The following is a 6792-nucleotide window of genomic DNA, read 5'->3' as shown; positions in this document are numbered from 1 at the left end:
TGAGTGGCAGGGTCGGTGACTTGGCCCCTCCGCTTCAGGGGATGGGCAACGCAGACTTGGCAGCTTGCTGCCTGGTCGTCGTGGGGTGGGGTCTATCGGCCTTGCGCAAGGCCGATAGACCCCACCCCCAACCCCTCCCCTGAAGGGGAGGGGCTTTCTTCTCTCAATGGCCGCAACCGGTCGCTTGCGGCCGTTTCCCGCGCGATCAGTTCCGCAGACGGTCGATCGCCTGCGCCAGTGCGACATAGAGTTTGCCGATGTCGGACGACAGCAAAGTCACGCTGATCGCCGATCCGTCGCGCGCGCCGATCAGCAGGCGCAGCATCGCCTCGAAATCGTGGATGAACTGGTTCACCGAGGCATGGAACGCGTCGTCATTCTGGTAGATGCGCAGAATTTCCTTGGCCTCGCTATTCTCGACCAGCTTGACCGCCCGGCGCGCGAAGATGCCGCGGTCGCCCTTGAGATAGGCGTCCCAGGCGGTGTCGCTGACTTCGCTCGACAGGATCTTGGTGACGTCGATCGCGGTCGATTTCAGCGCCTCGGTCAACAGGCCGGCCTGCTTGGCGAGCGAATCGCGATCGGACGCGGCGATCGCCTGCTCGGCCTCGTTCACGCGCTGCTCGACGCTCGCGCTCGTGTCCATGATCGTGATCAGCTGGCGCATTAGCCGGTCGGCTGCGCCATTGGCCGCGGCGACGGCGCGCGCCGACGCTTCCTCGATCGCGTTCAATTGGGCCGTCACTTCATTTTTGAACGCCGCATCGATCGCGCCGGTTGCGGTCGCCTGCATTGCGTCGCGCGCGCCCGACACCAGCTTTTCGAGCGTCAGCCGCGCTTCGTCGGCGGCCGAATCGGCGGTGGTACGGACCTCGGCCAGCGTCGCGATCATCCGCGCGCCGCCCTGTTCGGCGAAGTCGTCGGCGCCTTCGCGCAGCTTCGCGAGCGCGGCTTCGGCCTCCGCCAGCGCGCCGTTGATCCGGTCGGCCAGCTCCTGCTGGCTCGCCGCGTGACCCGCCATCTGTTCCTCGTTCGCCTTCAATGTCGTCTGGACGGCGTTGACGTGCGACACCGTCGACTGCGCCACCAGTTCCGAGGCGTCGAGAAGCGGGCGCAATTGCGACAAGGCCGTCTGCGTCGTCTGGCCGTGCGCGGCGATGCGGTCGAGCGCATGCGGCAGCGTCTCGTCGAGTTCGCGCGTCACCGCGTCGAGCGCGAGCAGCAGCGATTCGGCGTGGCCGATGAGCTGGTGCGCCGACGTATTGCCGCTCTGCACTTCCTGCATGAAAGCGCCGAGCTGCGCCTTGGTATCGTCGATCGCGCGGCCGATCACCCCGGTGCTCGCGGTGACGCTCACGTCGAGTATTTCGAGCTGTGCGCCGACATCGGCGACATGCGCGGTGATGCGCGAAGCGAGCGCGTCGCTGGCGTCGGCGTGCGCGACAAGCTGCGCGCCCATCGCATCGCTCGCCTCGCGCGCCGCCGCGAGCCGGACGTCCATTTGCGCGGCGGCGGCATCGACGCCGTCGCGGAACTGCTGCCAGCTCTTGTCGATCTCGCCCGTCATCGCGGCGACGGTCGAAGTCATCTCGCCGCGCGCCGAAACGGCGAGGCTCGTCATCTGGGCGAGCGCAGCGGCATGCGCGTCGGTGACCTGCGCCGAGGCGGCGAGGAGGTCGGACTCGGTTTCCTTTGCCTGTCCCTGTAACGCGACGATCGCCTCGAGAATGCTCGCGGTCGCCGTGTCGCTCGTTTGCGCGGTCCTGGCGGCTTCCTCGCCGAGCGCGGCTAGCCGTGCCTCGAGAGTGGCGCCCTGCTGATGCGCGACGAGCCCCGCCTCGCGGAAATTGACCGCCAGCCGCTGGGCGACATCGTCGATCCGCGGTAGACCGGCGAGCAGTCCGTCCATCCGCTGCATCGCGACGTCGCCCGAGCGTGCGAGCTGGTCGTGGGCGTTGGCGATCACCGAGGCGTTGCTCGCGAGCTTGTCGCTGCTTTCGGTAAGGCGCGAGACGGTATCGAGGCCGAGCTGCTGGACGAGCTTCGCCTGTTCGCCGAGCTGCTTTTGCGCATCGGCGAGGTGCAGGCCGAGCGCGTGCATCGACTGGTTGAGCGCCATATTCTCTTCGCGCAGCGCCGCGGCGACGCGGGCGAAGCGCGCCTGTTCCGATCGGCCAGAGCGCAGCAGGAGCATCCAAAGCACCGCGAGCAAGGTCAGCGGCATCGCGATCGTTGCGATCAGCAGCGGCCAGTCGGCGAGCGCTGGCGCTCGCGCGAAGGCTTCGGTAGCCGCCGCGAGTGCGAAACCCGTCCAGCCGATCGCGAGAAGAACGAGCAGGGCGGGGACGGTTCGATCATGCCATGCCGGCGGCGGCGCCTCCCCGACGTTTTCGTCATCGTTCAGCGAGGACATATCGAGCCAATCCCGTTCGGCAGGCACCGCCGCTTCGGGCGCGGCCAAGGTCTCGGGCGCCGTCGCTTCGGCCGAGGCCGCGCTGTCCGCTTCCTGATTTGCCGCGGAATCCCGCCACAATCCGACGATTTTCTTTTCCCCTGTCATCCCGCCATCTTAGCATCAAATAGCCGCCATGAAACGGAAACTTAACCACAGACTGCCAAAGCTGTGGAATGTCCTTCGACAGTGGCCCCCTCGATCGTTACCTGAATTCCGCGTTCGGCGACGATCCGGCGATGGCGATGGACCTGCGCGGCGCCTTCACCGGCAGCGCGCGCGACCTGTCCGACCTGATGCGCCGTGCGCGCTGTGACGCGAACTGGGAAATGGCGGCGCTCCGCCTGAAAGGTCTCGCCGCGACGTTCGGTATCATCCCCCTGATCGAACTCGCCGAAGCGGCGATGGCGGGCGCACCGGGCGATCCCGCCATATTGCGCCAGATCAAGCGGACGATCGACGAGATCGCCTGACCGCGCCCGATGCGTGGACCGGTGAAGCGGGTTCAATTCCCGTTCAGCCGCTTTCCTCCAGTGAAATATCGATGTCCGCTGTCTTGCCATGGCAACGCGACGCGGTTAGCCGCGTTATCGACGCGCGGCCGAGCCTGCGCGCGCCCGATTTGCGCGTGTGGCGATGGTAGCCGAGTTCAAAGGAGAGATTTCGATGTTCACCCGTTTCCGCTCGATGCCCGCAACGGCAATGGCCGCCGTGCTGGGCTGTGCGCTGATGGCGACCGCGGCGCCGGCTTCCGCTCAGAAGAAGGAAAAGCCGAAAAAGGGCGAGGAAGCCAAGGGCGGGGGCCTGTCGGCGAGCAAGGGCTTCGCGCCCGCGCTCAAGAAAATGACCGAAGCGACGACGGCAAAGGACGCCGCGGCGCTCCAGGCGGCGCTGACCGAGGGGCAGGGCACCGCCACCACGCCCGACGACAAATATCTCGCCGCTTTCTATCAGCTCCAGCTCGGCATCCTGAACAAGGATCAGACGATCCAGGCGCAGGCGCTCGACGCGATGCTCGATTCGGGCCGCACCCCGCCCGAGAATCTGGCCGTCTACAATTTCTTCTCGGGCAACTTCGCCTATGGCGCGAAGGATTATCCGAAGGCGATCAAGCGGCTCGAGGCCGCGAAGGCCGCGGGTTCGACCGAGCCCAATGTGCCGGTCCTCCTGATGGACAGCTATCTCAACGCCGGGCAGGTCGAGCAGGGGCTCGCGACGGCAAAGGCCGCGATCGAAGCGAGCCGCGCCGCGGGGCAACGGCCCTCCGACGAACTCTATGTCCGCCCGATCAAGGCTTTGCAGGCCGCCAAGCGCAACAATGAGGTGCTCGACCTCATGACGCTGCGCCTGCGCGACTACAACCAGCCGACGGTCTGGCGCCAGACGCTGTTCATCGCGCTGCAGTCTAATCAGGACAAGGAAATCGGGCTCGACATCTTTCGCTTGATGCGCGCCACCGGGGCGATGCAGGAGCGTCCCGAATATGCGGAATATGCGGCGCTCGCGACCGAAGCCGCGCTGCCGGGCGAGGTCGTCGCGCTGATCAAGGCCGGCAAACAGAGCAATGTGATCCCCGCCAGCGACGCGAAGTTCAACGAACTTCTGAAGAGCCAGACCGAGCGTATGGGCGACGAGGAATCGACGCTCACCGCCTATGCGCAAAAGCCGTCGACGCTGTCAAACCCCAAGGTCGCGGGAGCGACGGGTGACGCGATGGTCGGTTACGGCCGCTACGCCGACGCCATCCCGCTTTACAAGGCGGCACTCGCCGCCGGCGGCGACAAGGACCTGTGGACCTATCGCCTGGGTGTGGCGCAGGCGCAGTCGGGCGACACCGCCGGCGCGAAGGCCAGCTTTGCGCAGGTGACCGGGCCCCGCAAGCGGCTTGCCGAACTGTGGACGGTGAAGATCGACACGCCGGCAACGGCTCCGGCTGCCGCCGCGGCTCCGGCTGCGCCCGCGGCGACGTCCGCCACGGGCAACTGAACCCGGCGGTCAATGAAAAGGGCGCCGCTCCGGGCCGGAACGGTGCCCTTTTTCATGCCCGGAGGATCAGGATTCGACCGGGATGCCCGCGAGCTGCTTGGCCGTGCGAATCGTCAGCGACGTCTTGACGCTCGTGACGTTCGGCGCCGACGTCAGATGCGCGGTCAGAAACGACTGGAAGCTTTGAAGGTCGCGCGCGACGACCTTGAGCAGGAAGTCGATCTCGCCGTTCAGCATATAGCATTCGCGCACTTCGGCGAGGCCGCCGACATAATCCTCGAACGCCTTCAGGTCGGATTCGGCCTGGCTGCGCAGGCTGACCATCGCAAAGACGGTGATGCCATAGCCGAGCTTCGCGGCGTCGAGGTCGGCGTGGTAGGAGCGGATCACGCCCGACTCCTCGAGTGCCCGAACGCGGCGGAGGCATGGCGGCGCCGTCAGCCCCACCATCTGTGCCAGTTCGACATTCGTCATCCGCCCGTTTTTCTGCAGCTCGCCCAATATCTGCAAATCAATCTGATCGAATTTCTGACTAGCCATCGTTGAAACATCCGCTTTCCAAAATTGCGATGACCATAATATTATTTCAGGCGATTGCAATTGTCCCACAATGCGACGCGGAAGGTTAAGACACTTTCATGACCGGAGGATTCACGCTAGCCGGTAAACATATGCTAACCAACGACCGATGGTGTGGGGCTGACTTCGCGTGACCGCTGACTCGATGATTGCCACCATCTTGCGCCAGGCGCCAGCGGATCGCCGCGCGAGTATCACCGCTTGGCGGCAACTCTCCGATATTCTGGCTCAGCGCGGCAATCAACTGGACGATGACGATATTCGCCGCAGCCTGCATGCGCTCGCCGTACTGCGGCCACGGGTCCCTGAATCCGTCCGCCGCGATTGCGCGCGCGCGCTCGCGCCCCACGGCCGCTTCGCACCGCTCGTCGCGCTCTATGCCAACGATGTTCCGGCGGTATCGGCGATCATGCTGCGCGAAGTGCGGCTGGCCGAAGCCGACTGGCTTGCGCTGCTGCCCGCGACGAGCGCGATGGCGCGGTCGGTGCTCGCCGGGCGCCGCGACCTGCCGGAAAGCGTCACGCGCGCCCTGGCCAGCCTCGGCAGCGCGTCGGTAGCATTGCCGCAGCCCGTAAGCGTTGCGGTCGAGGAGCCGATGCCGGTGGCGCCAGCGGCGCCCGAATCCGTCGCCGATAGCGGCCCGAGCCAGATCAGCGAGCTTGTCCGCCGGATCGACAAATATCAGTCGACCCGCGGCCAGCCGGCAGCCACGCCGCGACCGCCGCGCGCCGCCTTTCTGTTCGAAACCGGGCCCGATGGCGTGATTCACTGGGTCGACGGGGTGACACGCGGCGCGGTGATCGGGCTGTCGATCGCCGAGGCGGCCTTTGGCGGTGAGCCGGGCACCGACGGCGTCGCCGCGGGCGCCTTTCGCCAGCGGGCGGAAATCATCAACGCGCGCATGCTGCTGGAGGGAACCCCCGCCGAGGCCGGCGAATGGCGCTTTTCGGCGCTGCCCTGGTTCGACCCGGCGACCGGGCAGTTTCGCGGCTATCGTGCGAGCGCGCGGCGTCCGCATCGCAATGAAACCCCCTACAGCCCGGCTGCCGCCGAAGATTCGGGCGATTCGATCCGCCAGTTGATCCACGAACTGCGCAGCCCGCTCAACGCGATTTCGGGTTTCGCCCAGATCATTTCGGGCCAGATGTTCGGGCCGGTGAGCCATGGCTATCGCGCGATGGCCGACGCGATCGTCGCCGACGCCGCGTCGGTGCAGTCGATCATCGACGACCTCGAAACCGCGGCGCGCAGCGATGCCGTGCCCTTGGTGCAACCGGTCGAAGAGGTGGTCGACATCGGCGCGATCGTGACGCAGATCGAACGCGACCTTGCCGCACTGCTGGCGGACCAGCGCGTCGACCTCAGTATCTCGCGCGTCGGCGGACCCTTTCTCGGGCTCGCCGGCGACGCCAATGTGCGGCGTATGGTCGGTCGATTGCTCACCGCGCTCGTCGATGTATCCGAACCGGGTGCGATTCTGGTGGGGCAACTCGTCACCGAGTCGCGGCATGACGACATGCTCCAGCTGCGGGTGGTCCGCCCCGCGGCGATCCGTTTCGCGACGGCGGCGGACCTGCTCGATCCGGGATTCAGCCCCGAGGGCGAAGCGCCCGGGGCCGCGGTGCTCAGCCTCGGCTTCTCGCTCCGCCTTGTCGACAGCCTCGCCCGCGCGATCGGCGGACGGCTCGATATCGGGCATAACGCCTTGACCTTGCACCTGCCCTCCGCCAACTCGAAGGCCGAGGTCGAGCTGGAGGCGCAGCAGGGCGAATAGG

Annotated in this window: 5 protein-coding genes; 3 read left to right on the top strand and 2 right to left on the bottom strand. The window is 66.5% G+C overall.

Annotated elements, in window-relative coordinates; translation table 11 throughout:
• Positions 1-205: 205 nt before the first annotated feature.
• The gene (locus FG95_RS19700) at positions 206-2560 is read right to left on the bottom strand and encodes a hypothetical protein (protein ID WP_037558182.1); all 2355 of its coding nucleotides are present in this window, start codon (positions 2558-2560) and stop codon (positions 206-208) included.
• Between the two features lie 68 nt (positions 2561-2628).
• On the opposite strand from FG95_RS19700, the gene FG95_RS19695 reads away from it, so the two are divergent.
• Positions 2629-2925 carry a hypothetical protein gene (locus FG95_RS19695; RefSeq protein WP_037558180.1) on the top strand — a complete coding sequence of 99 codons (297 nt, stop codon included), beginning with the start codon at positions 2629-2631 and terminating at the stop codon, positions 2923-2925.
• Positions 2926-3118: 193 nt separating this feature from the next.
• Positions 3119-4438 carry a hypothetical protein gene (locus FG95_RS19690; protein ID WP_037558219.1) on the top strand — a complete coding sequence of 440 codons (1320 nt, stop codon included), beginning with the start codon at positions 3119-3121 and terminating at the stop codon, positions 4436-4438.
• Between the two features lie 66 nt (positions 4439-4504).
• Here the strand turns inward: FG95_RS19690 and FG95_RS19685 are convergent, their stop codons facing one another.
• Positions 4505-4978, bottom strand: coding sequence for an Lrp/AsnC family transcriptional regulator (locus tag FG95_RS19685; RefSeq protein ID WP_037558177.1), 474 nt, complete (start codon positions 4976-4978; stop codon positions 4505-4507).
• Between the two features lie 169 nt (positions 4979-5147).
• Between FG95_RS19685 and FG95_RS19680 the strand changes: the two genes are divergently transcribed.
• Positions 5148-6791: a histidine kinase dimerization/phospho-acceptor domain-containing protein gene (locus FG95_RS19680; protein ID WP_235211632.1), complete on the top strand. Its 1644-nt coding sequence runs from the start codon at positions 5148-5150 to the stop codon at positions 6789-6791.
• The last annotated feature ends 1 nt before the right edge of the window (position 6792 follow it).

Origin of the sequence: Sphingopyxis sp. LC363, assembly GCF_000756385.1 — a bacterium.
GTDB lineage: Bacteria > Pseudomonadota > Alphaproteobacteria > Sphingomonadales > Sphingomonadaceae > Sphingopyxis.
This window is presented reverse-complemented; position numbering and strand designations above follow the sequence as displayed.

Bases quoted from the DNA above. Each gene is read 5' to 3' on its own strand.
- FG95_RS19700 (WP_037558182.1), bottom strand. From the start codon at position 2,560: ATGACAGGGGAAAAGAAAATCGTCGGATTGTGGCGGGATTCCGCGGCA.
- FG95_RS19695 (WP_037558180.1), top strand. From the start codon at position 2,629: ATGTCCTTCGACAGTGGCCCCCTCGATCGTTACCTGAATTCCGCGTTC.
- FG95_RS19690 (WP_037558219.1), top strand. From the start codon at position 3,119: ATGTTCACCCGTTTCCGCTCGATGCCCGCAACGGCAATGGCCGCCGTG.
- FG95_RS19685 (WP_037558177.1), bottom strand. From the start codon at position 4,978: ATGGCTAGTCAGAAATTCGATCAGATTGATTTGCAGATATTGGGCGAG.